Annotated in this window: 28 protein-coding genes and 1 pseudogene; 12 read left to right on the forward strand and 17 right to left on the reverse strand. The window is 69.6% G+C overall.

Features of this window, described 5'->3' with window-relative positions; genetic code table 11:
• Window positions 1-12: 12 nt before the first annotated feature.
• Window positions 13-1,581, forward strand: coding sequence for an IucA/IucC family protein (locus ACTWQA_RS14115; protein WP_443159670.1), 1,569 nt, complete (start codon window positions 13-15; stop codon window positions 1,579-1,581).
• A gap of 15 nt (window positions 1,582-1,596) precedes the next feature.
• Here the strand turns inward: ACTWQA_RS14115 and rfaE2 are convergent, their stop codons facing one another.
• Window positions 1,597-3,042: a D-glycero-beta-D-manno-heptose 1-phosphate adenylyltransferase gene (gene rfaE2, locus ACTWQA_RS14120; RefSeq protein ID WP_443159671.1), complete on the reverse strand. Its 1,446-nt coding sequence runs from the start codon at window positions 3,040-3,042 to the stop codon at window positions 1,597-1,599.
• A 69-nt stretch (window positions 3,043-3,111) separates the two neighbouring features.
• On the opposite strand from rfaE2, the gene ACTWQA_RS14125 reads away from it, so the two are divergent.
• From ACTWQA_RS14125 to ACTWQA_RS14135, 3 genes are read left to right on the forward strand one after another with little or no spacing between them, the layout of a single operon-like run.
• Window positions 3,112-4,212: a glycosyltransferase family 9 protein gene (locus ACTWQA_RS14125; RefSeq protein ID WP_443159672.1), complete on the forward strand. Its 1,101-nt coding sequence runs from the start codon at window positions 3,112-3,114 to the stop codon at window positions 4,210-4,212.
• Window positions 4,205-4,468: a hypothetical protein gene (locus tag ACTWQA_RS14130; RefSeq protein ID WP_327587419.1), complete on the forward strand. Its 264-nt coding sequence runs from the start codon at window positions 4,205-4,207 to the stop codon at window positions 4,466-4,468. Before ACTWQA_RS14125 ends, ACTWQA_RS14130 begins: the two co-directional genes overlap by 8 nt.
• Before the next feature lie 28 nt (window positions 4,469-4,496).
• Window positions 4,497-4,634, forward strand: coding sequence for a hypothetical protein (locus ACTWQA_RS14135; protein WP_327587420.1), 138 nt, complete (start codon window positions 4,497-4,499; stop codon window positions 4,632-4,634).
• Between the two features lie 54 nt (window positions 4,635-4,688).
• Here the strand turns inward: ACTWQA_RS14135 and ACTWQA_RS14140 are convergent, their stop codons facing one another.
• The 3 genes from ACTWQA_RS14140 to ACTWQA_RS14150 form a co-directional block, all read right to left on the reverse strand.
• Entirely contained in the window at window positions 4,689-5,834 is a 1,146-nt protein-coding gene (locus tag ACTWQA_RS14140) for a monooxygenase (protein WP_443159673.1), read from the reverse strand.
• A gap of 97 nt (window positions 5,835-5,931) precedes the next feature.
• Window positions 5,932-7,023 carry a sensor histidine kinase gene (locus ACTWQA_RS14145; protein ID WP_443159674.1) on the reverse strand — a complete coding sequence of 364 codons (1,092 nt, stop codon included), beginning with the start codon at window positions 7,021-7,023 and terminating at the stop codon, window positions 5,932-5,934.
• 55 nt (window positions 7,024-7,078) lie between these two features.
• Window positions 7,079-9,022 (reverse strand): family 10 glycosylhydrolase, encoded by a 1,944-nt coding sequence (locus tag ACTWQA_RS14150; protein WP_443159675.1) that lies wholly within the window; start codon window positions 9,020-9,022, stop codon window positions 7,079-7,081.
• A gap of 157 nt (window positions 9,023-9,179) precedes the next feature.
• On the opposite strand from ACTWQA_RS14150, the gene ACTWQA_RS14155 reads away from it, so the two are divergent.
• Window positions 9,180-10,694, forward strand: coding sequence for a golvesin C-terminal-like domain-containing protein (locus tag ACTWQA_RS14155; protein ID WP_443159676.1), 1,515 nt, complete (start codon window positions 9,180-9,182; stop codon window positions 10,692-10,694).
• A gap of 94 nt (window positions 10,695-10,788) precedes the next feature.
• Here the strand turns inward: ACTWQA_RS14155 and ACTWQA_RS14160 are convergent, their stop codons facing one another.
• The gene (locus tag ACTWQA_RS14160) at window positions 10,789-11,781 is read right to left on the reverse strand and encodes a hypothetical protein (protein WP_443159677.1); all 993 of its coding nucleotides are present in this window, start codon (window positions 11,779-11,781) and stop codon (window positions 10,789-10,791) included.
• 128 nt (window positions 11,782-11,909) lie between these two features.
• Between ACTWQA_RS14160 and ACTWQA_RS14165 the strand changes: the two are divergent.
• Window positions 11,910-12,206 (forward strand): annotated as a pseudogene (locus tag ACTWQA_RS14165) (PhzF family phenazine biosynthesis protein); the annotation flags it as partial.
• A gap of 118 nt (window positions 12,207-12,324) precedes the next feature.
• On the forward strand, window positions 12,325-12,678 hold the full coding sequence (locus ACTWQA_RS14170) for a PhzF family phenazine biosynthesis protein (RefSeq protein WP_443159678.1): 354 nt from the start codon (window positions 12,325-12,327) through the stop codon (window positions 12,676-12,678).
• On the opposite strand, the gene ACTWQA_RS14175 is transcribed toward ACTWQA_RS14170, so the two are convergent.
• Complete coding sequence (locus tag ACTWQA_RS14175) at window positions 12,675-12,899, reverse strand: DUF397 domain-containing protein (RefSeq protein ID WP_443159679.1); 225 nt, start codon at window positions 12,897-12,899, stop codon at window positions 12,675-12,677. The two genes, ACTWQA_RS14170 and ACTWQA_RS14175, sit on opposite strands and share 4 nt — an antisense overlap.
• Entirely contained in the window at window positions 12,886-13,680 is a 795-nt protein-coding gene (locus ACTWQA_RS14180; RefSeq protein ID WP_327587428.1) for a helix-turn-helix domain-containing protein, read from the reverse strand. The genes ACTWQA_RS14175 and ACTWQA_RS14180 overlap by 14 nt, the downstream gene beginning before the upstream one ends.
• A gap of 141 nt (window positions 13,681-13,821) precedes the next feature.
• Here ACTWQA_RS14180 and ACTWQA_RS14185 point away from each other — a divergent pair, with 141 nt between their 5' ends.
• From ACTWQA_RS14185 to ACTWQA_RS14195, 3 genes are read left to right on the forward strand one after another with little or no spacing between them, the layout of a single operon-like run.
• Window positions 13,822-14,295: an ATP-binding protein gene (locus ACTWQA_RS14185; RefSeq protein WP_443159680.1), complete on the forward strand. Its 474-nt coding sequence runs from the start codon at window positions 13,822-13,824 to the stop codon at window positions 14,293-14,295.
• Window positions 14,292-14,513, forward strand: a complete 222-nt coding sequence (locus ACTWQA_RS14190) for a hypothetical protein (RefSeq protein WP_443159681.1) — start codon at window positions 14,292-14,294, stop codon at window positions 14,511-14,513. Before ACTWQA_RS14185 ends, ACTWQA_RS14190 begins: the two co-directional genes overlap by 4 nt.
• 32 nt (window positions 14,514-14,545) lie before the next feature.
• Window positions 14,546-15,280: a hypothetical protein gene (locus tag ACTWQA_RS14195; RefSeq protein ID WP_443159682.1), complete on the forward strand. Its 735-nt coding sequence runs from the start codon at window positions 14,546-14,548 to the stop codon at window positions 15,278-15,280.
• A gap of 3 nt (window positions 15,281-15,283) precedes the next feature.
• On the opposite strand, the gene ACTWQA_RS14200 is transcribed toward ACTWQA_RS14195, so the two are convergent.
• Both ACTWQA_RS14200 and ACTWQA_RS14205 read right to left on the reverse strand, forming a co-directional pair.
• Window positions 15,284-16,042 carry an SDR family NAD(P)-dependent oxidoreductase gene (locus ACTWQA_RS14200; protein WP_443159683.1) on the reverse strand — a complete coding sequence of 253 codons (759 nt, stop codon included), beginning with the start codon at window positions 16,040-16,042 and terminating at the stop codon, window positions 15,284-15,286.
• A gap of 19 nt (window positions 16,043-16,061) precedes the next feature.
• Window positions 16,062-16,640, reverse strand: a complete 579-nt coding sequence (locus ACTWQA_RS14205; protein WP_443159684.1) for a TetR/AcrR family transcriptional regulator — start codon at window positions 16,638-16,640, stop codon at window positions 16,062-16,064.
• Between the two features lie 283 nt (window positions 16,641-16,923).
• Between ACTWQA_RS14205 and ACTWQA_RS14210 the strand changes: the two genes are divergently transcribed.
• Window positions 16,924-17,844, forward strand: coding sequence for a hypothetical protein (locus ACTWQA_RS14210; RefSeq protein WP_443159685.1), 921 nt, complete (start codon window positions 16,924-16,926; stop codon window positions 17,842-17,844).
• A 260-nt stretch (window positions 17,845-18,104) separates the two neighbouring features.
• Here ACTWQA_RS14210 and ACTWQA_RS14215 read toward each other — a convergent pair whose 3' ends face one another.
• The 7 genes from ACTWQA_RS14215 to ACTWQA_RS14245 form a co-directional block, all read right to left on the reverse strand.
• Complete coding sequence (locus tag ACTWQA_RS14215; protein ID WP_443159686.1) at window positions 18,105-19,241, reverse strand: methyltransferase domain-containing protein; 1,137 nt, start codon at window positions 19,239-19,241, stop codon at window positions 18,105-18,107.
• Between the two features lie 323 nt (window positions 19,242-19,564).
• Window positions 19,565-20,986, reverse strand: coding sequence for a pyridoxal phosphate-dependent decarboxylase family protein (locus ACTWQA_RS14220; RefSeq protein WP_443159687.1), 1,422 nt, complete (start codon window positions 20,984-20,986; stop codon window positions 19,565-19,567).
• A gap of 81 nt (window positions 20,987-21,067) precedes the next feature.
• Window positions 21,068-21,490 (reverse strand): hypothetical protein, encoded by a 423-nt coding sequence (locus ACTWQA_RS14225; protein ID WP_443159688.1) that lies wholly within the window; start codon window positions 21,488-21,490, stop codon window positions 21,068-21,070.
• 38 nt (window positions 21,491-21,528) lie between these two features.
• Window positions 21,529-21,852 carry a PadR family transcriptional regulator gene (locus tag ACTWQA_RS14230; protein WP_305924354.1) on the reverse strand — a complete coding sequence of 108 codons (324 nt, stop codon included), beginning with the start codon at window positions 21,850-21,852 and terminating at the stop codon, window positions 21,529-21,531.
• Between the two features lie 74 nt (window positions 21,853-21,926).
• Window positions 21,927-24,440, reverse strand: a complete 2,514-nt coding sequence (locus ACTWQA_RS14235) for a glycoside hydrolase family 9 protein (protein WP_443159689.1) — start codon at window positions 24,438-24,440, stop codon at window positions 21,927-21,929.
• Window positions 24,441-24,578: 138 nt separating this feature from the next.
• The gene (locus tag ACTWQA_RS14240; protein ID WP_443159690.1) at window positions 24,579-25,175 is read right to left on the reverse strand and encodes a GNAT family N-acetyltransferase; all 597 of its coding nucleotides are present in this window, start codon (window positions 25,173-25,175) and stop codon (window positions 24,579-24,581) included.
• Window positions 25,176-25,196: 21 nt separating this feature from the next.
• Complete coding sequence (locus tag ACTWQA_RS14245) at window positions 25,197-25,691, reverse strand: hypothetical protein (RefSeq protein ID WP_443159691.1); 495 nt, start codon at window positions 25,689-25,691, stop codon at window positions 25,197-25,199.
• Window positions 25,692-25,848: 157 nt separating this feature from the next.
• Between ACTWQA_RS14245 and ACTWQA_RS14250 the strand changes: the two genes are divergently transcribed.
• Window positions 25,849-26,652 carry an N-acetylmuramoyl-L-alanine amidase gene (locus ACTWQA_RS14250; protein ID WP_443159692.1) on the forward strand — a complete coding sequence of 268 codons (804 nt, stop codon included), beginning with the start codon at window positions 25,849-25,851 and terminating at the stop codon, window positions 26,650-26,652.
• A gap of 54 nt (window positions 26,653-26,706) precedes the next feature.
• On the opposite strand, the gene ACTWQA_RS14255 is transcribed toward ACTWQA_RS14250, so the two are convergent.
• Window positions 26,707-26,892, reverse strand: coding sequence for a hypothetical protein (locus ACTWQA_RS14255; protein ID WP_305924348.1), 186 nt, complete (start codon window positions 26,890-26,892; stop codon window positions 26,707-26,709).
• Window positions 26,893-26,957: the final 65 nt, after the last annotated feature.

Genomic DNA, 26,957 nt, shown 5'->3' on the forward strand with positions numbered 1-26,957 from the left:
GAAAAGGTCGCCATGGCATCCACGGAGCTCTCGTCCTCTGGGCCTGAGCGAGAGGCACGGACGGTCGCCGCGGCCCTCGCGGTTACGGCGCTGCTCAACTGCCTGCTCCGCGAGACGGCCCGCCCGGGCCCGGATCCTGGGACCTTCGCCCTCGCCGCGACCGGCCACGTGCTGCGCGTCCACGGCAAACGCTTCCCGGCCGAGCCGGAGCTCCGCACGCCCGACGGCTGGCGGCCGGTGTCGCTGGACGACCTGATCGCGCTGGCGGCGGCGGAACTCCGCGCGAGCACCGGAGTGGACAACGACGTGCTGCCCGCCGAGATCGCCCACAGCCGGGACGTCGCGGCCGCGCTGCTGGCCGCCAGACAGGCCGCCGCGCCGCCCGCGGACCCGTACGTGCGCTCCGAACAGGCCCTCGTCGCCGGGCACCGCTACCACCCCGCGCCCAAGGCCCGCGGTGGCGCGGGTCCGGAGGAGTGGCTGCGTTACGCGCCGGAGGCACATGCGAGCTTCGCCCTGCCGCTGCTCGGCGTGCCCGCCGAGGTCCTGGTGGAGGAGGGGGAGGTGAGCGCGCTCGATCGGCTGGGCCCGCTCCCGGGCGATGGCGTGGCGCTGCTGCCCGCGCACCCCTGGCAGGTGGAGCTGCTCGGCGGCCTGCGCGGCGGGCGGCTGCGTCACCTGGGCGCCACGGCGGCCGTGGCCGTGCCGACCGCGTCGATCCGCACGGTCTACCTGCCGGAGCTCGACCTGTTCTGCAAGTTCAGCCTGGACGTGCGGATCACGAACGATGTTCGCCGCCTGTGGCTGCGTGACCTGCGCCGGCTGCGCGCGGTCGCCGACCTGGTCGACGGGGCCTTCGACGGACTGCCCGAGCATGTGCCCCGGCCCGCCGTGCTGCGCGACCGCGGTTACCGCAGCGCGGAGCTGGGCGGGGACGGGGGCGAGGCGCTGGCCGTGATCGTACGGGACGGGCTGCGCGAGCACGTGCGCCCGGGACTGACCGCGCTGATGGCGGCGGGGATCAGCGAGGGCTTCCCCGGCAACCCGCTAGACGGGCTGGATGAGGACCGGGCGCTGCTGTGGTGGGAACGGTACCTGGAGCACCTGGTGCCGCCGGTTCTGCACGCGTACCTCCGCCACGGGATCGTGCTCGAATGCCACCTGCAGAACGTGCTCGTCGCGGTGGACGAGCACGGCCTGCCCGCCCAGGCGCTCTACCGTGATCATGAAGGCGTCAGGGTCGTCGCGGAGCGGCATTCCGAGATCCCGCGCACGGGCCTGGTGAGTCCGTCCTACGGCTGGGAGCGGCTGGTCTACTGCCTGGTGACCAACAACCTCTACGAGCTCGCCGGGGCGGTCGCAGAGCGCCATCCGCGGCTGTGGGAGGAGCTGTGGGCGCGGGCGAGGGCCGTCTTCAAAGGCGCCGGGCGGGATCATGGCGATCCGGAGGACGTGCGGACCCTGCTCTCCAGCACGCACATTCCGGCCAAGGCCAATCTCCTGCTGCGCTGGACGGACGCGGCGGGAGAGGCGATGCGGTGCGTGCCCGTGCCCAACCCCTTGCGACTCTTTACGGCATGAGCCACTCTCGCCCGCTCACGCATCGGGCGGCAGGAGTTGCTCGGGCAACGATTTCACGCGGCCGATGATGGCGGTGGTCGAGCGGTCGGGAACGTAGCCGAGCACCCGCACCTCGCCGCCCAGGGCGCGTACCAGCGGCGCCTCCTCCAGCATTTCCGGTGTGTAGTCGCCGCCTTTGACATAGAGCTCGGGGCGGATCATTCTGAGCAGCCGCTCCGGGGTGTCCTCGTCGAACTCGACCACGTAGTCCACGTCGTTCAGCGCCGCGAGCACCGACATGCGGTCCTCGCACGGGTTGACCGGCCGCCCCGGGCCTTTCAGCCGGGCCACGCTCGCGTCGCTGTTGACCGCCACCACCAGCACGTCGCCGAGCTGCCCCGCCTGCTCCAGATAGGTCACGTGCCCCCGGTGCAGCACGTCGAAGCAGCCGTTGGTGAACACGACCCGCTCGCCCCTGCGCCGGTGCTCATCCAGCAGCCGGGCCAGCCGCTCGGGAGTCTGCACCGCGCCCTCGCGGCGGCGCAGGGCGTGCAGCAGGTCGTGCCGGGTGCAGATGGCGGTGCCCGAGCGGCGTACGACGACGCCGGCCGCGGCCTGGCCCGCCTGCGCCGCCTCCTCCGGCGACGCGCCGTCCGCCAGCCAGAGCGCGAAGGCCGCGGTGTAGGTGTCGCCCGCGCCCGTGGTCATGTGCTGCGGCGCGGGCTGCGCGTAGGTCCGGTACGGCGGGCAGCCGCTCCTGTGCAGCAGCGTGCCCTCGCCGTCGAGCGTGGTCACCACGATCTCGGCGCCGGTCAGCTCCAGCAGCCGGTCGCTGCGCGCCATCAGGTACGCCGGCCGGTCCACCTCGCCGTCCTCGTCGCCCAGCAGGCGTACGACCTCGGCGTAGTTGGGCAGGACCGCGGCCGGCGCGCACTCCCGCCACGACGCCACCGCGTGCGCGTCCACCACCAGCAGAGCGACCTCGGCGAGCACCCGGCGCACCGCGGGCGTGCACACGCCGCCGCCGTAGTCGCAGGCCACCACCACGTCGGCCCGGCCCACGGCCGCCGTCACCCGCCGCAGCAGCTCGCTCTCGGCCTCCGCGGGGAGGACGTCGTGGTCCTCCTCGTCGTAGCGGGCCGTGAGCTGGCCGCTGGCGACCAGCCGCCGCTTGTGCGCGGTACGCCGCCCGGGCACGGTCACCAGGTCCGTCTCCACGCCGAGCAGGCGCAGCGACTGCACCAGCTCGTCACCGGGCGGGTCGTCGCCCACGACGCCGACGAGCCGGACGCGGGCCCCGAGCGCCACGAGGTTGGCCGCCGTGTTGGCGGCGCCGCCCGGCGCGTTCTCGGTCGCCTCCAGGCTCATCACGGGCACCGGAGCCTCCTGGGCCAGCCGTTTCGCCGAGCCGAGCAGCCACGAGTCCAGCATGACGTCGCCCACGACCACGGCGTTGACGGTCTTCTCGTTCGCGGTGCCCATGAGGAGCGAGTACCTGTGAAAGCTCTGCTCAAACCCATGAGGCTGAACCCCGCGCCAGGTATGGAGGGGATGTCCTGGGGTAGCCGGGCGGCTATGCACGGCTGCTCGGAACTGGTCGACGGCGTGGAGCGGATCGCGGTGCTGAGAGCCAACGCGATCGGCGACTACCTGCTGGCCGTGCCGGCGTTGGAGGCGCTCAAGCGGGCCTACCCCGGTGCCCGGCTGACCCTGCTCGGCACCGCCTGGCACGCCGAGTTCCTCACCGGGCGGCCAGGGCCCGTGGACGACGTGGTGGCGCTGCCGCCGATCTCGGGCGTCTCGACGTCGGAACGCGGGCACCCGGCGCCCGACGAGCTCTGCGAGCGGCTGCGGGAGCGCGGTTTCGACCTGGCGGTGCAGATCCACGGCGGTGGCCGGTTCTCCAACCCGTTCATCCGGCGGCTGGGGGCGCGGGTGACGGCCGGACTGCGGGCGCCGGACGCCGAGGGGCTCGACCGCTGGGTGCCGTACACGGACTACCACCACGAGACGCTGCGTTTCCTGCAGGTCGCCGCCCTGGTCGGTGGGGTCGCGGACGGGCTGGAGCCCCGCCTGGCGGTCACCGGCGAGGACCGGGGCGAGCTGGCTCGCGTCTTCGGCGAACCGCCGCCGGGGCTGGTCGCCGTGCACCCGGGGGCGAACGATCCGCGCCGCCGGTGGCCGGTGGAGCGCTTCGCCGCCGTCGCCGACCGGCTCGACCGGCCCGTCGTCGTCACGGGCACGGACAAGGAGCGGGACCTGGTGGAGGGCGTGGTGGCCGCCATGCGCCGCCCGGCCATCCCCGCCGTGGGCACGTTCGGCCTCGGCGGGCTGGCCGCGCTCTACGAGCGCTGCGACCTGGTGATCGCCAACGACACCGGCCCCCGGCACCTGGCCGCCGCCGTCGGCACGCCCACGGTCGCCATTTACTGGTGCGGCAACCTCATCAACCACGGGCCGATGTCCAGGACCCGGCACCGGCCGCTGATCTCGTGGACCACGGCGTGTCCGGTGTGCGGCGCTGGCGGCGTGGACCCGCGGGCGGAGCGTTGCCCGCATGACCCGTCGTGGGTGATCGACGTATCCGTGGGCATGGTGATGGAACAGATCAGAGACTTGCTCACGGTGGAGGGGAGATGTGGACATGAGTGATCACGCAGTGCTTGACGAGCTGCGGCAGGCCATCGACGAGGCGTTCGGCGAGCGTGACCGGGTCGCGATCCGGGAGGTGTACGCGGCGGCGTCCGAACACGTGAACCTGCCCGCCGACCTGCTCGCGCACCTCAACGAGCTGCCCGAGGGCGCCTACAGCCGGCAGGAAGTGACCGAGGCGATCAACGACGTCATCCGGCGCCGGGGTGAGCAGGACAGCCTGGGGCTGCTGGATTCTCCGGATTCAGGCGCATAGCGAGGCGGCAGCGCGGCGTCCCGCACTCATGCGGCTCCGGTTCCTGCTCGCCGGTGGCGATCAGCACGCGGCCGAGGACCTGGTGCAGAGCGCGCGACCGCCACCACACCCTGACCGGGTGTTCTACAGCCTCGACGGTGAGCCACGGGACGCGCCCGACGGCTAGCGGTACGTGGGCTAAGGCCGTGCTGGTGCGGTTCCTCTCGGTGGTCTACGGGTCCTAGGCGAGGGACACAATGGCGATGCCGAGGCACATCTCGTCGCTGGTGCCGTCGCCCCACACCACGTACCGGGGCGGCTGCTTCTGGAGTTGCGGCAGCAGGGCGCGCAGGCCGGCGTCGTGGGTGCAGGTCACCCGGACCACGTCGCCCTCCTTGAGCTGGACGGGCGCGGGGAGCACGCGCAGCGCCTGGTCGTCGAAGTTGTAGTCGGGGACGTCCAGCAGTGTGCGGGCCCCAGGCACGCCGGGGTTGAGCTCGACCTTGATGGCGCGGCCGAGCAGGTGCATGTGGCCGGCCAGGGCGTGGACGGTGGCGGGGCCCCCGATGGGCAGGTCGCAGTGCTGCGTGGGGCTCGGCCTGGCCGGGCGGCAGAACTCGGCGAGTTCGGTCAGCTGGTCCTCGATCTCCTTGCCGAACCTGCCGATGACGTCCTTCACCGCGGCGGCCCGGTCGCACAGCGGGCCCGACTCCTTCGGCGTGCAGGGCAGCTCGACCGGGGCGGGGAACAGCGCGGTCTCGAGCGGCGTCAGCGACTGCTCGGTGAGGCGCAGCCGGATCCCGGAGCGGTCGGTGCCCGGCTTGCCCTCGACGCCCAGCAGGTTGTAGTGGACCTGCATGACGAGCTGGCTGCCCGGCGGCAGCTCGTAGCCGTATTTGGAGTCGAGGAGCGTCTCGTTCGTGCCGGGCGCCCAGTGGGCCACCCACGACGCATCGTCGACGCCCGAGTCGCCGAAGCAGGTGTAGCCCTGGCCCGGGGTGGCGGCGTCGAGCTCGCGGGCCTTCGCGGCCTGCTCGGGGTTGAGCCTGAAGAAGATGGCGTGGTGGACGAGGTCGGTGTTCTGGGGCTGGAACTGGGCGCCGGTCAGGAACATCCGGTTCGCCAGCTTCGGGTCGATGAGGAAACACCGGTAGTCGTCCGTGCCGCCGTTGGGCGGGCCCGGCGTGTACGGCTCCTCCATCGTCAGTGAGACGAACCGCTCGCCGGCCCGGAGCGGGGAGGCCGTGGGCGTGGATGTGGTGCTGTGGCCGGAATGACTCGAGTGCCCGCCGGCCGCCGGGGTCGTGGCGGTGGTGGTGGACGCGCCGCACGAGGCGAGCAGGACGGCCACGACGAGGACGGCGGCCGTCCGAGCTAGTCGGTTCATGGAAATCACACTGGCCTGGCCGGGTCCGCCAGGGCATCCTTCCCCGGAACCCTTTTGCTCCTTCGTTGGGATGACGTCGCCATCAGACCGTGGTCGGTCAGGGTGGGGAGATGGGGAGGGTGGCCCCGACGTGGAAGCCGCCGTCCACCACCGGACCGGCCTCCAGCGTGCCGCCGGCCAGCTCGACCCACTGCCGTACGTCATGCAGACCGCCCACGTCCGTCCAGCCGAACGTGGTCGCCTCCTTGTCCGGCGGCGTGTTCTGCACGCTGATCCGCACGACGCCCGCGAGGTAGCGGACCTCCACCCGGGCGTCCGCGCCGGGCGCGTGGTCGCGGACGTTCGCCAGGGCCTCCTGGACCACCCGGTACGCCGTCCGCCCCACCGCGCCGGAGACGGGCACCGGCGTCCCGCTCACCACCAGCTCCACGGGCACGCCCGCGCAGGCGGACTCCGAGGTCAGCGACCGCAGGTCGGGCAGCGGCAGCCCCACATCGAAGCCCTCCCCGGTGCCGCGCCGCAACAATGCCACCATGTGACGCAGCTCCTCCAGCGCCTCGCCGGCCGTGGCACGCAGTTCCTCCGCTGCCGCCCGGCCGCGCTCGTCGGCCGAGGCCGCCGCCAGGGCCCCGGCCTGCAGCACCATCCGGCTGACGCGATGGGTGACGACGTCGTGGATCTCGCCGGCCAGCCGCTCGCGTTCCACCCACTCGGCGCGCTCGGCCAGCACCCGCTCCAGCCGTGCCCTGACCTCCGCGTACAGGCCGTACAGCACCGCCAGCGCGATCACCACTTCGGTACGCAGGACGAGGGGCGCGGCGGCCGGCCACTCGGCGAGCAGCAACACGGCCAGGGCAAGCGTGATCACCGGCAGCCACCGCAGGGTGCGGCGATGCCTGGCGAACCGCATCGCCGCATACCCGGCGAACGCGCACGACGGCGGCCACACCAGCACGTCGTACAGCGGCGGCACGACGGACGGGGCCAGCACGCACAGCACGGGCAGCGCGAGCGCCGTGCCCGCGCAGATCCACGCCACGGTGAGCGGCGCGCGGCGCATCCACAACACCGGCAGCGCGGTGGCCAGAAGGATCGGCAGAAGCGGGCCCGCGGAGTCGATCGCCAGCGTCAAGCCTGCCGCGACCAGGACCGCGACCACGTCGGCAGGCCGCGGACGGGCACCGTCCACCGGCTCATCGTACGATCGCCGACCCGGCCTGCCCAGCCTCCTCAATGCCCCGGCATCAGACCTTGGTGATGCGGACGGCGTCGGCGATGACGTACCCGGTCGTGGAGGTCCAGCGGCTCACGCCGACCACGTTGTACGTGCCCGCGTTGAGGGAGAACGTGCCGATGCTGCGCCACGCACCGCCCCCCGACCGCTGGTCCACGGTGACCGTCTGGTTGCCTCCCGACGCGGCCACGATGTGCGGCGTCGCACTGTTGTAGCCGGCGTTGGCCGGATGCCACACCTCCACCCGGTAGTCGCCCGCGCTCGGAATCGAAGCCTGGAACCAGGCGGGATCGCTGGCCGCGACCGGGTCGGCGAACCGGTAGTCGCTGCCGTACGCCTGCGTGGAGTACGTGGAGGTTCCCCAGTTGGCACTGGCCGTGAAGCCGGACCCGGCGTTGTCGATCACCACGCTGTACCCCGAGCCGCCGGAGGCGACCCGGCCGGCGCTGGGCGCACTCTCCTGGTGCGTCCTGTTGAGCGCGGTCACGTAGTAGGTCTGCGTCCCGCCGGCGGTCGGGTCGGTGAAGGTGGTCTTTCTGGTAGTGGTGATCAGGTTGCGGGCGTCGGCGAAGAAGCACGGGTCGGCGGCCGACGGGGAGCCGGCGACGCGGTAGACGGCGTACGAGGTGCCCGAGCCGCTCCAGGTCAGCTGGACGCCGTTCGTTCCTTGGGTGGCGGAGGTGATGACCGGCGCGGCGGGGGCGGCGGCCGAGCCGCGGGCGGGATGCAGCGCGGGCTTGGTGTAGTGGGCGTTGACGAGCCTGGTGATCGCGCCGATCCGGTCGGCTTTGACATCCTTGGCGCTGAAGTAGACGTCGCCGACGACCTCGGGATGTTTCCTGTTGTCGGTGAGGTGGTCACTGAGCTCGGCCGGGTCCTGCCAGGCGGCGTCCTGGCCGGAGGCGCCGGCGCGGTAGGCGGCCTGGCCGACGACGAGCTGCACGCCGGTGTCGCGTACGACGTCGGACCACCAGGCGGTGAGCACCTCGTAGGCGGCGGTGGAGAAGCCGATGTGCCAGTAGATCTGCGGCGCGATGTAGTCGACCCAGCCCTGCTTCACCCACTGCCGGCTGTCGGCGTAGATGGAGTCGTACGACTGCAGCCCCGAGGTGCGCGAGCCGAGCGGGTCGGTGCCTGAGTTGCGCCAGATGCCGAACGGGCTGATCCCGAAGGACACGTGCGGTTTGGCGGCGTGGATGCGCTGGTCGAGCTCGCGGACGAGGAGGTTGACGTTGTTGCGCCGCCAGTCGGCGATGTTGCCGAACGAGCCGCCGTACTGCTGGTAGGTGGCCGTGTCCGGAATGCTCTGGCCACTGACCGGATAAGGGTAGAAGTAGTCGTCGAGGTGCACACCGTCGAGGTCGTAACGCGAGACGGCGTCCATGATCGCGTCTTCGATGAAGTCGCGTACCGTCGGGATGCCCGGGTTGTAGTAGAGCTTGCCACCGTAGGCGAAACGCCAGGACGGGTTCTGCCGCGCCGGGTGCGTGGAGACGAGCCTGGTCGGATCGTCGTGGTTGGCGATCCGGTACGGGTTGAACCAGGCGTGGAACTCCAGGTTGCGGGCGTGGGCCTCGTTGACCATGAAGGCCAGCGGGTCGTACCCGGGGTTGCCGCCCTGAGTGCCGGTCAGCCACTGCGACCACGGCTCGTACGGCGATGGCCAGAACGCGTCGGCCGTCGGCCTGACCTGCACGACCACGGCGTTCATGCGCTTGGCGACGGCCAGGTCCAACCAGGCGCGGAACTCGGCCTGCTGCGCCGCCGCGCTCAGTCCGGTGCGGCTGGGCCAGTCGATGTTCGCGACAGACGAGATCCACATGGCCCTGAGCTGGCGTTTGGGGGTGGCGGGATCGATCGTGCAGGCGGCGGCGGCTGCGGAGGCGGTGGGAGTGACGATGCTGACGAGTGCGGCGGTGAGCGCCGCTAAGACGGTACGCAAAAGCGCGGTCACGAAGGGAAGTTTCAGGGCTATGAGACTAAAGCGCAATAGTCTTCACAGAACCTGTGGGCGGAAAGTTTCACCTAACTCCTAAGTAATGTCAATTATCGACATCAGTCAGGACATGCCATACGTTGCTCCCGTCACCCTTGTGTAACGAGGAGCACCCATGACTCTCGCCCGCACGCGATTAGCAGCCCTGGCCACCTCGATTCTCGCCGTCCTCCTCATAGCCGCAGGCCAGCCCACCATGGCCGCGGCCAAGGAGGCCCCGCTGCCCGCCGCCTTCGCCAAGGCGGCGGCCGAGTACGGCGTGCCGCGCGACCTGCTCGTCGCGCTGGCCTACGCCGAGACCCACCTCGACGGCCACAACGGCGAACCCAGCGCCAGCGCCGGCTACGGCATGATGCACCTGGTCAGCAACCCGACCAACCACTCGCTCGAGAAGGCCGCCGAGCTCACCAAGCTCCCGGCCGAGAAGCTGCGCAAGGACGACGAGGCCAACATCCTCGGCGGCGCGGCAGTCCTGCGCTCCCACGCCGACGCGCTGGGCCTCGACGAGACCGCCAGGAAGGACCTCGGCCGCTGGTACAAGGCCGTCGCCAAGTACGGCAACGCCTCCTCGCCCGAGCTGGCCCGCCTGTACGCCGACGCCGTGTACGAGCAGCTCGGCCTCGGCATCGACGCCCGCGGCGTGCAGGTCAAGCCGCAGGAGGTCACCGCCGACCGCGGCGACCTGGCCACGGCCCGCGACCTGAACGCGCAGGCCGCGGTCGCCAGCCCCGACTACCCGCCGGCCGCCTGGGTGCCGGCCAACTCCGGCAACTACCGCGTCGCCAACCGCGAGTCCGACTACAACATCGACCGCGTGATCATCCACGTGACTCAGGGCTCCTACGCCGGGACCATCTCCTGGTTCCAGAACCCCAGCTCCAACGTCTCGTCGCATTACGTGGTCAAGTCCTCCAACGGCGCCATCACCCAGATGGTGCGTGACAAGGACGTCGCCTGGCACGCGGGGAACTCGACCTACAACAACCGGTCCATCGGGATCGAGCACGAGGGCTTCGTCAACGACGCCTCGTGGTTCACCGACGCGATGTACCGGGCCTCCGCGGCCCTGACCAAGGCCATGTGCGACAAGTACGGCATCCCCAAGACCAGGACCGGCATCATCGGCCACAACGAGGTGCCCGGCGCGACCCACACCGACCCGGGCTCGCACTGGAACTGGACCACGTACATGAACTACGTGACCGGCGGCGGCACCCCGACGTGGACGACGACCGTCGACAACGCCACGGCCGGGCAGTTCACCGCCAGCGCCAACTGGGGCACCTCCACCTACTCCAGCCAGCGCTACGGCGCCGACTACCGCTTCGCCGACCCGGTCGCCGCCAGCGACCCGGCGTGGTACTCAGCGACGATCCCCAGCGCCGGCACGTACCGGGTCGAGGTCTGGCATCCGGCTGATCCCGGGTACAACAGCTCGGCGCCGTACATCGTGGCGGCATCGGGCGGCAACCAGACCGTGTACGTCGACCAGCGCTCGGGCGGCGGGACGTGGCGCAGCATCGGCACGTTCTCCCTCAACGCGGGCACGTACAACGTGGTCGGCGTGAGCCGCTGGACCTCCGGCACGGGCCTCGTCATCGCCGACGCGGTCCGCATCAGCCGGCTCTGACACCCTTCGCACGGCCCGCGCCCGCCCCGGCGGGTGCGGGCCCTACCCTTCGTACGGCCCGCGCCGCCCAGCGGGTGCGGGCCCTGCCCTTCGCTCAGCCCACGGCAACAGGCCCATCGGCCTCCCACCGGGTGAGCACCGCCCGATGGCCGACCTGGAGGCCGGTGCGCGGGTCGATCGCGAAGGCGCCGAACAACGTGCTGGTCTCCAGCGCGCCGGCGACCGCCCACACCTCCTCACGCTCAGCGCTTCCCGCCTCGGCGGCGCAGTGGGTCGCGATGATCGCGGTGGCCGCGGCCTGGACGGCGGGATAGTCGGGCGACCTCCCGGACCGATCCCGATAGGCCAGGACGAAATCCCGCTCGCCCATCCCGATGGCGGCCTCGCCACCACTCCCCGGGAACCATTGCCCGACCCCGTAGATCCCTCGAGGGTCGTCCACGGCGTCGCCGAACTCCCGCACGCCCGCTGCCACGGCACAAACGACCCGCGGACTCCACGCCCGCTTGATCACCTCGACGTCCTCGTCAAACGACCCGGCACAGAGCAGATTCCACGAGCCGTCCCCCGGAAGAGCATCCCCGGGCCCGACACGGATCACCGGAATGCCGAGCTCATCCGCGCACGCCTGCGCCCCCGCCGCCACCTGCCGGCCGAAGCTCCCCTTGCCCTCGGCGATCCACAGCGGGTCCCGATTGCCCAGGTGCCGCACGAAGGGCTCGGCGTACCGGCTCGTCGGCGTAAGGACCGAGACGACATGCCCGGGGTGAGCCGCTTCCACGTCATCGCCCGAACCCCCGTGGTTCCAGATCAGCCGGTCCAGTTCCGCGGCGATCCGGCCCGCCCGGCGCATGAGCCGTGTGGAGTACGGCCCCAGAAGGAGGTCACACCGCGGCGACAGCCGGCGGAGCACGCCCTCCAGCACCTCCGGGTCGCTCCGGTCATCCTCGGCGATCAACTCCATGGACGGGTTGAAACCTCGCCAGATGTCGAGCCCCAGCCCGACCTGCTCACCAAATCGGGCGTACCTTCCAGACAGGGACAGGGGCACTCCGATCCGGAGTCGTCGGTCGGCGGCGTTCGGCACACCACCAGCCTGGCATCATCGACCTCGGCGTCTGTTCGGGGGGCAGCAGGCGCGATGATGGTCGGGTGACCGAAGTCCTGAGATATACCGCCTTCACCACCACTCCCTCCGGAGGCAACCCCGCCGGAGTGGTCTTGGACGCCCAGGGGTTGTCGGACGCGGAGATGCTCACCATCGCCGCCGAGGTCGGCTACTCCGAGACGGCCTTCCTCTTCCTCACGGGAGAGCGCCAGTACCGGATTCGATACTTCAGCCCGCTGGCCGAGGTCGCCTTCTGCGGTCACGCGACGATCGCGACCTCGGTCGCGCTGGGCGAGCGGATCGGTCCAGGAACCGTGCACCTCGCCACCCAGGTAGGACCAGTCCCGGTGGAGATCGTCGCAGACCCGGCCGGTGGCCTCACCGCCACCTTGACGAGTCCGCCCACCTCCACCCGCCCGGCCTCTGACGAGGAGGTACGGCCGGCGCTCGCCGCGCTGGTCGGCCGACGACCTGGACCCCGCCTACCCAGCGCACATCGCCAACGCCGGCAACGACCACCTCGTGCTGGCCGCGGCCTCCCGGGACCGCCTGGCCGACCTCGACTACGACTTCGACGCCCTTGGCAAGATCATGGCAGAACTGGGCTGGACCACCGTCCACCTCTTCTGGGCCGAATCCCCTGCTGTCTTCCACGCCCGCAACCCGTTCCCGCCCGGCGGCGTGGTCGAGGACCCGGCCACCGGCGCGGCGGCTGCCGCCTTCACCGGCTACCTGCGCGCTCTGGGACACCTCGAAGAGGGCGCCGTCGTCACCATTCATCAGGGCGTCGACATGGGGCGGCCCAGCCTCCTGATGTGCACCGCGATTCCCGGCGACAGCCGCGTCAAGGTCTCCGGCACCGCGGTGCCCATTTAGAAGTCGAATTCTCCGAGTTTGGCGCCGCCCACAAAGGCACGGAAGACACTGCCCCGAAGGATCATCGGTGGGACGTCGGGCTGCTCGGAATCACGGATCGCGTAACGGTCGCCGCTCAGCTTGGCCGCGTAGAGGCAGTCCCCTCCGTCCGGGCCAGAGAGCGTGGACTTGGTCCACAGCGCGGTCTCCAGCTCAGCACGCAGCTCGTTACTGATCTTCATACCTTGCCGCCACCTCACGCACTAGTCGCTGGCTCACGTGTATAGGATGCGCCCATTTGTGAATTGCGTCGTATATGACGTTAACCCGCCTTACCGTCTCCTCGCGAGCGGAAATGGCGCCCTGCGCGGAGGCATCAATGCTGACGTGATCCGGCATGCCGTCACCCTGAGCAAGCGCGAAGCCTCCGAGCACACCTGCCGTCGCGCCTACTTCCAGCGGCACGATCTGGAACGAGATGTTGGGTCGCTCGGCCATCCGCAGCAGGTGCTCTAGCTGCTCGCGCATCACGTCGTTCCCCCCGACGGGCCGGAGAAGAACGCATTCGTCGAGCAGCGCCCAGTACATGGGCGGGTCTATGCGTTCGAATACGGATTGCCGCCGGAGTCGTGTCTCGACGGCCTCTTCGATCCACTGCTCAGTGGCCCATGGTGCGACCGACAGGATGGCCCGCGCATAGCGAGCCGTCTGGAGAAGTCCCGGGATCACGAGCGGTTGCCAGGTCCGGATCGTGTGCGCCTTCTCCTCGGCCTTCGGCCACTCGCTGAACCACTTCGGAGTGGACATGACCGTCGTGTTGGGCAGGAGCCCGTAGAGCTCTCCGTTCAGCCCCAGAACCGCCTCTGCCGCCAGGGTGAACTTCTTGCCCGGCCTGCGCTTGCCCCGCTCGATCAGGCCGACCAGGCTCTCGCTGCATGAGAGCAGCTCGCCCAGCGCCGTTTGCGACAGTCCGGCCGCGTTGCGCGCCTTCTTCAGTACCTCGCCGTACACCTCTGTCGTCATGCCATGCCCTTTCCCAGGACCCCGACAAGCGCCAGCACGTCTGTCCGGAAACGGACCGTGACGAGCCGATTACAAGGTAGCCCCGAAGCGTCACCCTGGGGAGTGTTTCCGGACACATGCTCAGCCAATTGTCAGAGCCAAATGGCCGCACAACAGAACAAAGTCGGTGATTTTGTGCGAGCAGGAACCACACCAACGGAGCTGCCAGATGTCGTCCTATGGCGCAGTACGACACTGCGCCGAAACGACAGGACGGCATGGCAGGCACGGCAGGCGACCGGACTATGGCTGGCCGACAGCCATCCATCGCTCCGATCCGACGCACTCCAGATCGTCGCCGAACTGGTGGCCAACGTCGTCCAGCACGTGCCTGCGGGCTGGCGGCGCGACTGGCTTAAGGTACGGCTGGGCTTCGGTGACGGCTTCATCCGCCTTGAGGTGACCGACCCGGGCACTCCGGCACCGGAGCCGCGGTTCGTTCCGCACCAGGTGGACCCCATGGGGGAAACAGGACGCGGCCTCGGCATCGTGGCCCGGCTGAGCATTCGATGCGGAACGCATGTCATCGAGCACGGCCATCGCGTCGTCTGGGCAGACATCACCGTAGGTGCGTGATGGCCGTAACGGCAGCGCGGCGATTCCCCGGCTGGGACATCGTCGATGGCGCCGGGGGCGGCTACATCGCAGTCCGTAAGGTCCCGGTGCCCGAGACCAGCGGGCTCTCCAACGTACGGTGCGGCGCGACTCTGCCCGAGCTGTACGAGCACCTGGAGGAGGAAATGCACCGCCAAGAACGGGAGTCTCCGGCCAGGAAATTGCCGGGCGCGGCATAACGGATAGGGTGTGGCGAAAAACGGAGATCGGCTTGCCGCGATTAGCGTTAATGGCCTGGCTGGGGGCCCTGTCCGCCGCCGCCTTCCCGACATGGGATCTATGGAGGGTCCGCTTCGAGGAGGCGCCGTATTTCTTTTGCGGCGGTTTCGACCCCTACTACGAGAGCGTGTGGGACTGGCTGTTCCTGCCGTTCCTCCTGCCCCTTCGCGGTGACCTCAACGCGCTCCATGGCTTCACCCTGACTTGGGCGGTCCCGGCCATCGTGGTGCTGGTCTGCTTCGCCCGCTGGCACTCGGCCGTCGCGGGACGGCAAGCGGCGGGGATCCTCACATTCTTCGCGGTGCTCGGGCCGCTCGCCTGGCCGTACTTCGACCTTGAAGCCTGCGCCACCGTCCCCCTGCTCAGCGCCCAGTGGTGGGCGGAGATGATCGATATATGGGGGACGACGGAGTTGTCGCTCCTGATGGCCGCCGCGCTCGTGCTGCTCGCGACGCAGGGGCTGGGTCCGGCCGAGGAGTCGCCCACCGCGCCGGTCAGCCTGGTGGCGCGCCGGTCGGCGGCATTCGTGATCGACTACTGGGTCGTCGTGGTGTGCGTCACCCTTATCGCGCAGCCGTTCCCGGACTTCCTCGAATACGGCCTGTCGGACTGGCTCCGCTTCGACAAGATCGTCGAGGAGCCCCTGCGACTGCTGGTCCCCGCGGCGCTGATCCTCTACGTCCTGCCGAGGCGGACGCTCGGAATCTGGCTCACGAGACTGCGATGAAGGTCAGGCGGTGGCGCCGCCATCGATCACGTGGTCCTGACCGACGACGAAGCTCGACTCCGGGGACGACAGCCACAGCACGGCGGCCGCGATCTCCTCGGGGGCGGCGACCCGGCCGATCGGCAGCGCGCCGCGCAGGCGCTCGTCCCGTTGCTCACGCGTCTCCCCCGGTCGGGTGGACATCGGCGAGTCGATCGGCCCGGGGCTGACGGCGTTGACGCGGACGCCGTCGGCGATGTGGTCACGGGCGGCGGTGCGGGTCAGGTGGCTCACGGCGGCCTTCGACGCCGCGTATGCCGCCGCGCCCGGGAGGCGCCAGTGCGCGCCCACGTTGGAGGCGACGTTGACGATCGCGCCGCCGCCGTGCGCGCGCATATGGGCGATCTCATGCTTCATCGACAGGAACACGCCCTTCAGGTTCACGGCCAGCACGTCGTCCCAGACGTCCTCGTCGTAGTCGGCCACGGGCGCCAGCATGCCGAAGACACCGGCGGCGTTGCAGGCCACGTCGAGGCCGCCGTAACGGGAGACGGCGGCGGCCACCATGGCGGCGGTCTCGGATGACCTGGTGACGTCGCCGGCGAACGAGCTCGCCCGTCCTCCGTCGTCCTCGATCCCCTTCACGAGCCCGGCCAGCCGGGCCGTGTCACGCCCCACGGCCAGCACGGCGGCGCCCTCCTCCGCGTACGCACGCGCGACCGCCCCGCCCACCACCCCGGTAGCGCCGGTGACGAGAGTGACCTTGCCCGTAAAACGTCCCATAATTCCATACCAATCGTTCTTAAATTTGGACAGCCGTCATGGCCTGATCGACCGCGTCACGAAGCCGGCGCGGGTCCGGATCGGCCCGGCCGAGCACCCTGATGCCCTGCAGCAGCACGAGCAGGAACCTGGCCAGCGCGTGCGGGTCCTTGCACGCCGGGATCTCCCTCTGCGCGCGGGCCCTGACGAGCGCGGCGGCCATGGCCGTCTCCAGCTCCGTCCAGCTCGCCGCCACCTTCCGCGAGACCACCGCGTCGCGGGAGCCGAACTCGACGGCCGTGTTGACCACCATGCAGCCCCGCCGCAGCTCATCGGCCAGGCATTCCGCGACGTACGCGTCGAGGAAGGCGCGCAGCGCGGGCAGCGCGCGCCCCGGCTGGGACAGCGGCGAGACCACGTCGCGCCGCGCCAGGTAGAGTTCCAGCGCCTTCAGGTAGAGCTCGCGCTTGCCACCGAAGGTCCCGTAGATGCTGGCTCGCGCGATGCCCAGGTGCTCCACGAGGTCCGCCATCGACGTCCCTTCGTAGCCGCGCTCCCAGAACATCTCCAGCGCCTTCTCTAGCGCGGCCTCTGGGTCGAACTCCTTGCTCCGTGCCACGTCGGCAACGCTAACACTATCGAGAACGATCGGTCAAAAATGCCTTCTTCACGGTCCCGCCCGAGATCGCCCAGCGCCGAGCGGACGGGTAGACGAGCCGCGCCAGCGCGCACTGTCGCGTGGTAGATGTCGGTGCTTCGTGCACGACATCTTCCGTGGGGTGTCCTGCACGTCGCCGGTGTAGCGGGAATCTGCGGGGACGGAGACGCGAAGGGATGAGGCCCCCAACGCTGCGGCTCAGGCGACATCCGGCGCCTTCGGGTTCCTATGGCACAGTTTCACTGTGTCGTTTGACGATCTGCCGGACTGGCTACCGGCGTGGTGTCTGGACCATCTCGGGGACCAACCCGCCGACGTGCTGTTCCGACAACAATCGGTGTCGACGGTGTTCGGTCTCCGGTTGACCGGCTGTACGGACGTCGTGGTCAAGGCCCGCGGCGACGACGGCCGGGCGGGGGCATGTGTTACAGCGCAGGCCCGGCTGGCCGAGAACGGGTTCCCCTGCGCCCGCCCACTCACGCCGGTCGTCGGTGTCGGTCCCCTGGCCGTGCACGCGGAGGAATTCCGCCCTGGAGGAGAGGTGTTGCGCGGAGACGCGCCGGACATCGCTGTGCGCTACGCAGAGGTCTTCGCCCGGCTGATGACCGCACTGGCGGACCTCGCCGTCACGCCGCCGCTGCCGAATCCGCGCTGGGTGCGGTGGGATCACGCGGACCCCGGGCTGTGGCCGTCGATCGAGTCACTCGACGAAAAGGACCAGAGTCTCGTACCCACCTACGTCATGGACACAGCCGACAGGGCCCGTCGACGAATGCTAGCCGCTGACTTGCCCTGCGTGCTGGGCCACGCCGACTTCGAGGCACACAACCTCCGGTGGCACGACCAACAGGTGTGGACGTTGCACGACTGGGACAGCCTGGCATGGCAACCGGAAGCTGCCCTGGTGGGAGCCGCGAGTGCAGTATTCCCCAAGATGGGACCGGCCACCCTGCCGCCGATCGAAAGTACCGAGGCGTTCCTGGCCGCCTATCAGGACACTCGGGCCCGCTTGTTCACCGCCGAAGAGCAGCAGATCGCGTGGGCGGCCAGCCTGTGGACAGCAGCCCACGACATCCGATGGGAAGCACTCCACGGCTACACCGCAGTGTCCGGTAAGGCACTCTGGGCACAAGCGGCCGAACGCCTCCACCGAGCGAACGCCTGAGGCATCGCGGTTCACGCCACGCCCATGCCTCCAGAAGCGCAGCGGGACGAGCCCTTTGCGCAACACCTGGCGCAGGGTTGCCGTTAGCGTCACCGGCGCTTGACCTGCATGTCCCGTCGGCCTTCCCGGCGTCCAGCGGCGTGGTCAGTGCATCCCCGATCGGCCCGTTGTCGTTCGGCGAGTTCTCTTCGAAGTTCGCCACGGTCACCGAGAAGCCTCCGCTCCGGGTGCCGTGGCGCAAGCCGGGGGCTCGGCGCTGATCAGGACAGCACGTGCTCCGGACTGTCCAACCAGATCTGCTGACCTTCCTGCGTGATGGTCATGCCGAATCTGTCGCGGCCTGGCTCTCCCCAGCTCACCCAGCGGAAATAGGCATCAACAACCTCATCCCACACAGGGCGGTCGCCGACTTGGTAGACGCTGTACTGCTCCTGGTCCGGCCGCCACTCCACAACGGCCCACGAATAGGCGGTTGTCGGATCGGACACCCACATCCGGAAAAGCTCGCCGTCCTCGTCCGCATCCTTCATGCTGCTTGAGGACAGGCCCGTGATCGCGGAAATGGCCAGATCCGCTCCGGCCGAAGCGTAGGCGATCGTGCGCGGGTCGATGCGCGTCGTGACCCAGTGCTTGTCCCGCGGCCCGCATGCCGGTTGGTCCGGGATGTAGCGCTGCGAGCGTATCGGCATGTAGGAGGCGAAGCCCCGGAATCGTCCGACCGCCGTACCGTCTTGCAGCACCATCAACCGGACCGAGTGGTTTTCCCCGAAATTGGGGCAATACGGCAAGACGATCTTCGCTCCTGGACGGCACTGCTCAACCCAGGCGTACGGCACGGCACGAATGCCGCAGGTGACATGGACGCGATCGAAGGGCGCGTGTTCGGCGTGGCCCTTCGTGCCGTCGCCCACGATGAGATTCGGGTGGCACCCGGCGTCGTCCAGACTCTTGGCGGCCTGTTCGGCAATCTCCGCGTCAACTTCGATCGAGGTCACACTGCCATGGACCCCGACGAGCTGCAACAGCAGAGCGGCGGTCCAGCCAGTGCCCGTGCCGATCTCCAGCACCCGATTGCCAGGGTCGGGGTCCAGGAGATCCAGCAGGTCCGCCACTGTGCTCGGCGCGGAGGCGGAGGACGTGTAGTCGCCTTCCAACTCGCTGAGGGCAGTGGTGCCGTCGTTGAGCTGGGTGACGACGCTCGTATCCGAGTAGACCGTGTCCAACCAGGTATTGGGGTCTGTGCTGTGGTCGATAAGGAACGCTTTGCCGGTCTTATCGCGCGGCGAGATGAGCCCGACCGTGGGTATGAACAAATGGCGCGGCACCGCGCGGATCGCCTGCTTGACGAAGTCTCGAACCTCTCCGTCGGGGTCGAGCTCGGCGATCAGGCGATCCATCCGCGCAGCGTCCACTACTTCCCCTTCCCCTTGCCCTTGCCGCCGGAGTGCTGGCCGGATCCTGTCTTGTTCTCGTCGTTGTTACTGCCGCCCTGGCCTCCTCCCCGCTTGGGATCGAGTGGTCCTTCCTTTGGACTGCTGGGATCTTTGTGCTTGCCCACGTGGAACCTCCATGACTCGTGATTACTCAACGAGACCATAGGATTACGTATCGGCTTTGAACAAGTAGCACTTGCGACTCCACTCTCTAACTCCGCGTTGGACGTATTTGCTGAATGCCGACAAAGTCCTCAATGCAGGTGAGGACGTTAGGGTTGTGTCTTCTACGAGCCGTAGATGACCGACAGGAAGCGCACCAGCACCGCCTCCCGGCTGGCCGCGGGGAGCGCGTCGAGCACCGTGTTGACCATGGCCATCTCCGGTTGCCCCGCTCCCGGCCGCAGGTCCACGCCCACGGATGTGGCGAGTTCGGCGAACGTGGCGTCGTCCAGCGCCTCCAGGTCCATCCCCGCCACCAGGTCCACCAGCCCATCGGGCAGGACGGCGGGACCGCGCGAACGGGCGGCCTCCGCTGACTCGGCGATCACCTTCAGCATGGATTCCGCTCCTGCCAGCGTCACCCCGGTGACCGTGATATGCAGGTTGGCCGGGATGCCCGCGTAGGAGAGTTGTGGTTGGAGGAACCAACCGCGCCGCCGGGCCTCGTCCGCCAGCACGAACACATCGATCCCGTCCCCGGCGAACGCCACCAGAGACGACTCCGGCTCACCCAGCACCCGCAGCCCGGAGATCGCGGTGAGGCCCTCGCGCAGCCGCCGCGTCGCCTCCAGCGTGACCCGGCCGAGCTCCTCGTACCCCTGCCGGCCCAGCGCCTGCAGCGTGGCCCAGGCGCCGCCGAGGGGGCCCGCCGATCTGGAGCTCTGAACGGTCGCGTTGATGATCGTGTAGCCGGGCCAGCCGGCCGAGGCGAAGTACGCCTTGCGGCGCATCGCGGGGTCAGCGAAGAGCACGACCGAGGCGCCTTTGGGGGCGTACCCGTACTTGTGCAGGTCGCAGGAGATCGAGGTCACGCCAGGCACGGACAGGTCGAACGGCGGGATCGCCGCGCCCGCGGCACGCAGCCACGGCAGCAGCCACCCGCCCACGCACGCGTCCACGTGGCAGGGCACGCCGGCCGCCAACGCGACGGCGGCAACCTGCTCGATCGGGTCGATCATGCCCTGCGGGTAGGACGGCGCCGAGGCGACGACGAGGATCGTGTTCTCGTCGATGGCCGCCTCGACATCCTGCGCCCGCACCCGGTACGTCTCCAGGTCCACGGGCACGGCGACGACCTCGACGCCCAGGTAGTGGGCGGCCTTGTGGAAGGCGGGGTGGGCGGTGACCGGCACCACGAGGTTCGGACGCGGCTTGGCTTGAAAGTCCCTGGCCGCCTTCACCGCCAACATGATCGACTCGGTGCCGCCGCTGGTGAAGATCCCGTGACCGCCTCCAAGCAGGTCGGCGACCGCGCCGACGACCTGCCGCTCCATCTCGACCACGCTGGGAAACGCGGTCGGGTCGAGGCAGTTGACCTCCAGCATCTCGAAGTACGCCCGCGCCGCCGCGTCGTTGACCTCGGCCCGCCCGGTGTCGTAGACGTAGGCGGTCACCTGGCCGCCGCGCACCGGTAAGTCGTGCTCCTTCATCCTGGCCACCTCGGCCAGCAGGTCCTCGGCGGTCCGTCCGGTCAGGGGGAGGTTCACGGGAGCTCCTTCATGGTGCGGCCGTGCGCGAGACGGCGAACGACCGAACATAATTCCGCCGCGCTCTCCCGGTCAATGGTCTCAGTCCGGCGCCCAGTACTTCTCCATGATCTTGTCCAGCTCCCGGACCACAGGCCGCCAGCTCACCGGCAGCGTGTAGCGAGTGGTCTGCCGCTCCTTGTAGGCCAGCCGGTAGGCGATGAAGTCCGCCCCCGGCGGCCGCGTCTCCGACCGGCCGATCCGCAGGTCCTTCAGGTACGCCTGGAGCCTGCGCTCCTCCTTGGCGGTGAGGCACTTGTCGATGGTGGGCCCCGTGCGGCGGTCCAGTCGCACGCAGCCGTTGCCGTACACGATCATGTGGTCCTGGAGCCCCGCGAAGCCGCCCTCCTTCCTGAAGTCGACCAGCACCTTCTTCTGCGCCGGCACGCCCATGGCCGGCGGCGCGGCGGCGCTCACGGCCAGGACGAGCACCGGCAGGAGCGCGACTTTCCAGATCCTCCTCATGCATCCTTGGACGCATCGCGGCCGCGAATGGACCGCCGTCATGGAGTGGATGGCCGCAGGACGAGGGACGCGGCCGCCTGCATCCGTCTGGCCTCGGCCTCCACCAGCGCCTGGCCCTCGTCGGTGATCCTGAAGTAGCGGCGGTTGCGGCCGTTGACGACCTCTTCGCGGTCCACGGCGATCACGCCGCGCTCGTTCAGGCGCTCCAGGATGCCGTAGAGGGTGCCGACAGACGGCTGGACCCGGCCCCCCGACAGCTCCTTGATCGACTTGCTGATCGCGTGTCCGTGCAGCGGCCCCGCGCGCAGGGCGGTGAGCACGAAGTACATCGGCTCGCTGACTTCAGACGTTCCCCTCGGCATAGCTGACCTTATTCCGTTGAACGGAGCGTCTGCAATGCCTGTGCCCGGCGGCCCGCAGGCCGCCGGGCGGGCGATCATCGGCAGCGGTCGCCGTTGAGGTGGAACACCTCGGGCGCCGGATTCGGTCCCCACGGGTTGGCGCCGGTGAAACCGAAGGTCACGGACCTGCCCGGCCTGATCTGGCTCTGGCCCTTCGCCGTCACCACCGAGCCGGACTGCGACAGCTGCGCGCCCCAGTCCTGCCGGACCCGCTGGCCGCTCAGGAAGGACCAGCGCAGGCTCCAGCCGTTCACGGTGTGCCTGCCGGTGTTCTCGATCACGACCTGTGCGGCGAACGTGCCCGAACCGTGCGCGGTGTAGCGCACCCGGCAGTCCGAGCGCTGCCCCTTGTCGGCCAGGAAGGCCGACACCCAGGCCAGCGGCGAGTTCCAGTTGATGGTCAGCTCGTTCGTCGACCACGACTCGATGTGGTCGATGTAGCAGAACTGCGGCTTGCAGCCCTGGAGCAGCCGCTGCGCGAGCGGGTCCTGGATGCTGGAGTTCGGGCCGCCGGACAGCGTGCCGCGCGGCGGGTTGGGCAGCGCGGGGTCGAGCTGGTGGGCGTACCAGCGGCTGTGCTGGTTCTTCGAGGCCACTTCGCCGTAGCCGGTCACGTACGACTGGTTGAGCGCGTTGCGGCCCAGGATGTAGTCCATGCCCTCGCGCACGGCCGACCGGTACTTCTCCTGCCCGGTCAGGTCGAACGCGGTGGCCATGACGACCATGTTGTTCAGCACCAGGTTGTTGGAGCCCCAGTCGAAGTCCGGCGGGTTGTACGGCAGGCCGTACGGGTGCGCCTTCTGGATCGCCAGGTACTTCTCGGCCCCCTCGATCACCGACTGCCGCACCCGCGCCCGGTCGGGCAGCCCGTTGGGCACGGTCGCCAGGTCCAGGCGGCCGAGCTGGGCGGTGTTGCCCCAGTCGAAGCCGCGATCACGCCAGATGTCGCCGGTGTGGTGCGGCGAGGCCAGGACGAAGTCCTTGAACTCCTTCTCGCCCGTCGTGATGTAAAGCTCGGCCGCCGCCCAATAGAACTCGTCGGTCACGTTGTCGTCGTTGTAGGCGCCGCCGCCGGTGCCGTCGTTCGGGTCGGCGTACTTGGCCGGGTTGGCCTTGGCGGCCGCCCACGCCTTGCGGGCCGCCTGGAGGTTCTTGGCGGCGAACGCGGCGTCGTACGGGGCGAACAGCCGGGCCGCCTGCGCCGCCGTCGCGGCCAGGTTGAGCGTGGCGGCCGTCGAGGTCGGGTGCAGCTCGCGCAGCTGCGGGTCGAGGTGCGGCAGCAGGGGGAGCCCGGTCCAGTTCTGGTCGTGGATCTTGTGGTGCGCCATCCCGGCGAGCGGCTTGCCGTCCGGTACCTGCATGCTCAGCAGGAACTCCTGCTCCCACCGTGCCTCGTCCAGAATGTCGGGCCTGCCGTTGCCGCTCTCGGGGATGTTGAGCTGGCCGTCCTTGAAGGCCGCCTTGTCCCGCTCGTACGCGGCCATGAGCTGGTAGACCGAGATGCCGCCGTTGACGACGTACTTGCCGTGGTCGCCGGCGTCGTACCAGCCGCCCTTGACGTTCAGCGAGTAGTCGCAGACGCCCGGCTGGCACGGCACGCTCACGTCGCCCTGGTTGGGCGCCACGCCGACGTGCCCGGCCGGCCTGCCGTACCCCGGCCGGAGGTTGTCGAGGATCTCGATGCCGCTGCGCTGGGTGTAGTAGAACTTCAGCGCGTCCGCGGGCAGCTGGTCGTAGATGCCGGCGTCGATGTCGAACGGCCGGCTGGTCTCGCCGTCCGCCGTGATCGTGTAGTCCTTGCCGGGCTTGTGGTATCCGCTGAAGTCCAGTGTGTGGACGTTCTGCCCCGAGCTGGAGTCCACGCCCCTGGGAGTGGTGCTGCCCTTGGCGACGGTCACGTTGGCGGCGTTCTTGAGCTCCCAGTCGAGCGCGGTGGTCGCGGTGGTGACCACGGTCGCCTTCTTGGGGCCCGTGGGGAGGTAGCCGACCATGTTCACGCGGACCCGCGGGCCCGTGTCCGGCTCGTAGACCTCGGGCTCCGCGCCGCCCTTGAGCGACACGTCGTCCATGCAGAACCTCCAGGGCTCGGCGCTGCCGCCCAGCTGGAACACGACCTGGGAGTTCGGCAGCGACGCGGGAGCGGTGAACGTGTAGGAGTAGGAGTTGCCCGAGACGCTCATCTCGGGAGCGGCCGACAGATACTGCGTCCACGGGTCCACGGGAAGCTGGATCAGCGCCCTGCCGACCTTGGCCGGGGTCGCGGAGGCATAGAACTTGTAGGCGTACGTCTCGCCTTCCACCAGCGGGATGTCGTTCTGGCCGATGATCACGTCCCACGGGTTGGCGGTGCCGCCGGGGATGTCGGCGCAGAGGCGTCCCTCGTCGACGGCGAGCGTGACGTTGGCGGTGCCCCACCAGGGGGCGGTTCCGGCGTCGAAGGTGCCGTTCACGATCTGCTCGGGTCCCTCGTCCGCGGCGTGTGCCGCCGTGGCGGGGGACAGGGCGACCATGGTGAGGAGGGCCAGTAAGGCGGCCCGGCTTCGTGTCATGGAGGTCCTTCGGGGGGTTGGGAGCGCTCCCATTAGAGCGATCCGATCCTCCTTTCCCACCGCCGCCGCGTCAACGGGTCCGCACCATCGGTCCTTGAAGACTGTGAAAGTTTCACGATCGGCCGCGGCCTTGCCGGGTCACGAGCCGCCCGGCCGCCACATCGGCCAGAACATCGTCCCGTCCGGCAGCGCGAACGGGTCGCGGACCTGATAGCCGTGACGCGCGTAGAGGTCCCTGCTGCCGGTGCTGCTGGCCGCCAAGTACGCCGCCACGCCGCCCAGCCGGCTGTGGTGGTGCCGCAGCAGCGCCGAGCCGAGCCCTTGGTTCTGCCGGTCCGGGTGCACCGCCAGGAACGCGAGGTAGTGGTGCGGCTCCGCCGGATGGTGCTCCTCGAACAACCCGTCGAGCACGCGGAAGTGCTCGACCCACTCGCCGGCGCACTCGGCCAGCCGGCGGTCGTAGTCGCGCGGGGCGGGCAGCGGCGCGGTGTGGGGGAACCAGACCGCGGCCGCGTGAGCGTCGTCGATGAGGTGGATCTCGCCGTGCTCGAGGGCGTGGTCCACGAAGATCCGGAAGTTGGCGGTCAGGATCTTGTGCCGCTCCCTGCGGTCGGGCACGAGGTAGCTCACCACCTTGAGCTGGGCGAACGCCGTCGCGATGAGCTCGGCCACCTGCGGCGCGTCCTCTTCGGCCGCGTGCCGGATGTCCGGGCGCATGACGAAGGTCTCTCCCATGGCTTATCCCCTCTCGTCAGATCAGGTGATGTCCCGGGCAGTGGCCGCCTTGGCGCCCATCCCCACGTGAGAGTAGACCGCGGGTTGCCTGGACCGCAGCCTGATCGCCCACAGCAGACCCACGACGGCGGCGACGCCGTAGACCGCAGGCAGGATCCAGGCGAGCGGGTCACCCTCGGACACGCCCAGCAGCGTCGCGAAGTTGTCCAGCGCCAGCCACACCATCACGGCCAGCGCGATCGCGGCGGGCACCGGAGCGATCAACCGCCGCCCGATCGTCTCACCGCTCGGCTCGCGGAGGAAGAACGCGATGATCGCGACGGACGTCACGAAGATCAGCAGCAGCACGCCGAACCCGCCGAACGAGCCGCCGTAGAAGAACAACTGCACCAGTGGGTCGAGCCCGAGCAGTGCGTAGACGGCGATGGCGGCCAGCCCGAACACGCTCTGCGCGATCGAGCCCGCCTTGGGCGCCCCGCTGCGGGCCCGCGTGCGGCCGAAGACGGCAGGCAGCACCCGCTCGCGCGCGAGCGCCCGGGTAGGCCCATTTATTGCAAGTCCGGATATTGACGGAATTAACGCTTAATGTGCCTATTTATCCGGTCGGGGAGGCGAATGGCCCAGGTTGGCCGCGTAGTGGGCGGGCCGGCAAGCGCCCGGTACGGTCGGGACCATGCGCGCGTACCTCGTGGCACTCACCACGCTGGCCGCGCTGTCCACCGCGTGCGGCGGCGTCGTGCCCACCGCGCACGAGACGGCGCTGCCCGCCGGACCGTCTCCCGCAGACTCGCCCGACACCCGCTCGCCCGCCGCGCGGGCGCTGGACGGGAAGGTCGTGGTGCTCGACCCCGGACACAACGGCGGCAACGCCGCGCATCCGGAGGAGATCAATCGCCAGGTCGACATCATCACCGGTCGCAAGGCCTGCAACACGACCGGCACGCAGACCGACGACGGATTCCAGGAACACGCCTTCACCTGGGACGTCGCCGGCCGGCTCAAGCCGATCCTGGAGCGCATGGGAGCCAAGGTCGTGCTCACCCGGCCCAACGACAAGGGCGTCGGCCCGTGCGTCACCGAGCGGGCCGCCATCGGCAACGAGGCCAGGGCGGACGCCGTCCTGTCCATTCACGGCGACGGGGCCGAGCCGAGCGGACACGGGTTCCACGTGATCATGCCGGGGCTGCTTCCCGGGCACAACGACAACGTCGTCAAACCGTCCCGGCGGCTGGGGCTCGCCGTGCGCGACGCCTACCGGAAGGGCACCGGCCTGCCCTACTCCAACTACCGGGGCCGCGACGGGCTGGAGACCCGGACCGACCTGGGCGGGCTCAACCTGTCCAAGCGACCGGCGGTGTTCATCGAGTGCGGCAACATGCGCAACCCCGGCGACGCGGCCAAGATGTCCGATCCCGCCTTCCGCCAACGCATCGCCACCTCCCTGGCCAACGGCATCAAGCGCTTCCTGACCGAGTAGCCCCGTACGCCCAACGGCTGCATCGGCGGGCCGACCTCGACGGCGGAAGAGCCCTCAGCCGTCGCGGCAGAGCGGCTTGCCTCCCACCACGCACGCGATGTCGCCGAGCTGGCAGCTCAGCAGGGTGCCGTCCATGCCGAGCACGAGCACGAGGTCGCGTCGAGATGGATGTGCAAGCATGACCCTGCCGACCACGCCATTGTCCAAGACAACGGTCGGGCGGCCTGCCGCGATCTCCATGCCCTCGTGACTCCTCTCCGATGCGGAACCCTCCTCACCAGGATGCACAGGCCGGTGTCCAAAGC

It is taken from the genome of Nonomuraea sp. 10N515B (assembly GCF_052245915.1).
GTDB lineage: Bacteria > Actinomycetota > Actinomycetes > Streptosporangiales > Streptosporangiaceae > Nonomuraea.

Coding starts and splice junctions, on each gene's coding strand:
- ACTWQA_RS14230 (WP_305924354.1), bottom strand. CDS start 21,852: ATGCCGAGGGGAACGTCTGAAGTCAGCGAGCCGATGTACTTCGTGCTC.
- ACTWQA_RS14175 (WP_443159679.1), bottom strand. CDS start 12,899: ATGAAGATCAGTAACGAGCTGCGTGCTGAGCTGGAGACCGCGCTGTGG.
- ACTWQA_RS14250 (WP_443159692.1), top strand. CDS start 25,849: ATGCGCGCGTACCTCGTGGCACTCACCACGCTGGCCGCGCTGTCCACC.
- ACTWQA_RS14240 (WP_443159690.1), bottom strand. CDS start 25,175: ATGGGAGAGACCTTCGTCATGCGCCCGGACATCCGGCACGCGGCCGAA.
- ACTWQA_RS14215 (WP_443159686.1), bottom strand. CDS start 19,241: ATGGATCGCCTGATCGCCGAGCTCGACCCCGACGGAGAGGTTCGAGAC.
- ACTWQA_RS14140 (WP_443159673.1), bottom strand. CDS start 5,834: ATGAACCGACTAGCTCGGACGGCCGCCGTCCTCGTCGTGGCCGTCCTG.
- ACTWQA_RS14185 (WP_443159680.1), top strand. CDS start 13,822: ATGGCCGCACAACAGAACAAAGTCGGTGATTTTGTGCGAGCAGGAACC.
- ACTWQA_RS14225 (WP_443159688.1), bottom strand. CDS start 21,490: ATGAGGAGGATCTGGAAAGTCGCGCTCCTGCCGGTGCTCGTCCTGGCC.
- ACTWQA_RS14255 (WP_305924348.1), bottom strand. CDS start 26,892: ATGGAGATCGCGGCAGGCCGCCCGACCGTTGTCTTGGACAATGGCGTG.
- rfaE2 (WP_443159671.1), bottom strand. CDS start 3,042: ATGGGCACCGCGAACGAGAAGACCGTCAACGCCGTGGTCGTGGGCGAC.
- ACTWQA_RS14130 (WP_327587419.1), top strand. CDS start 4,205: ATGAGTGATCACGCAGTGCTTGACGAGCTGCGGCAGGCCATCGACGAG.
- ACTWQA_RS14155 (WP_443159676.1), top strand. CDS start 9,180: ATGACTCTCGCCCGCACGCGATTAGCAGCCCTGGCCACCTCGATTCTC.
- ACTWQA_RS14235 (WP_443159689.1), bottom strand. CDS start 24,440: ATGACACGAAGCCGGGCCGCCTTACTGGCCCTCCTCACCATGGTCGCC.
- ACTWQA_RS14135 (WP_327587420.1), top strand. CDS start 4,497: ATGCGGCTCCGGTTCCTGCTCGCCGGTGGCGATCAGCACGCGGCCGAG.
- ACTWQA_RS14115 (WP_443159670.1), top strand. CDS start 13: ATGGCATCCACGGAGCTCTCGTCCTCTGGGCCTGAGCGAGAGGCACGG.
- ACTWQA_RS14180 (WP_327587428.1), bottom strand. CDS start 13,680: ATGACGACAGAGGTGTACGGCGAGGTACTGAAGAAGGCGCGCAACGCG.
- ACTWQA_RS14200 (WP_443159683.1), bottom strand. CDS start 16,042: ATGGGACGTTTTACGGGCAAGGTCACTCTCGTCACCGGCGCTACCGGG.
- ACTWQA_RS14125 (WP_443159672.1), top strand. CDS start 3,112: ATGTCCTGGGGTAGCCGGGCGGCTATGCACGGCTGCTCGGAACTGGTC.